We start from the raw sequence: 941 nt of genomic DNA on the forward strand, positions 1-941 counted from the left end.
AATCCGCATCCGCAGCAACGTCTCCCGCAATCTCCAGTCTGGAGACAGCGTCGCCCTTGTCATAGGCGCAAAAGGACAGGTCTAAAACTCCGATCTGAACGGAGTTGTAAGCTATGCGATAGCTTACAAGTGATTTTTGTCACTTTTCTAGGGAAAAGTTCGGTGGCTGCCCGAAATTCGTCACGAGTCCTTGGGTCCCGTAACGGATTCGTTATTTTTGTGCAGATTCGGTCGATCTTCTACCAGATTCGGCCGTGATAATACGAATGTGTCCCTGGGTCCCCTAACGGTGTAAAGGTAATACTAGAGGAGCGACCCATGGTCGTCCTGGCCTTTACACCGATAAGGGACCTGGGGGACATGTGTCTGGGATGGGAAGATCCGTCAATTTCGAACAGTGTGCGGCTCGTTGCGCGGGTAACCGCGCCTCGCCTCGGGCGTTTCCACATCAAATGGCGCGTCGTTCTTTTTCAAGGAAGGGCTCAAAAAGGGTCAAGTACTCGGTTGAGAACGTCGGCGTAAGCGTCACGATGCCAGAAGAAATCGTAAACGGCATACACCAGAACGGCCAGACTATCATTCCTGCTACGGATGTTCAAGGTGTACGTGCGATTAAGCATCTCACTGTCACACTCACCCATCCAGGCGACGGCGACTACCAGTATGAGTTCTACTGGGCGCTAGTCTTCGTGCCGCAGGGCTACCAAGCCAACGCCTTGTTCCCCTACTTCAGCGAAAGCCAGCTGCAAGGGAGCCTCTACGAACCAAACCAGTTCGTAATGGCATGCGGATACAATGACCCCTCTGCAGGGCCAATCCGCATCCGCAGCAACGTCTCCCGCAATCTCCAGTCTGGAGACAGCGTCGCCCTTGTCATAGGCGCAAAAGGACAGGTCTAAAACTCCGATCTGAACGGAGTTGTAAGCTATGCGATAGCTTAC

At 53.1% G+C, this 941-nt stretch carries 1 protein-coding gene; it reads left to right on the plus strand.

The annotated features are described in order from the left end of the window. Positions 1-452: 452 nt before the first annotated feature. Positions 453-899 (plus strand): hypothetical protein, encoded by a 447-nt coding sequence (locus tag BG452_RS35495; RefSeq protein ID WP_188308453.1) that lies wholly within the window; start codon positions 453-455, stop codon positions 897-899. Positions 900-941 lie beyond the last annotated feature (42 nt).

The sequence above is a fragment of the Streptomyces sp. CBMA123 genome (assembly GCF_014596465.1).
Lineage (GTDB): Bacteria > Actinomycetota > Actinomycetes > Streptomycetales > Streptomycetaceae > Kitasatospora.

Bases quoted from the DNA above. Each gene is read 5' to 3' on its own strand.
- BG452_RS35495 (WP_188308453.1), top strand. From the start codon at position 453: ATGGCGCGTCGTTCTTTTTCAAGGAAGGGCTCAAAAAGGGTCAAGTAC.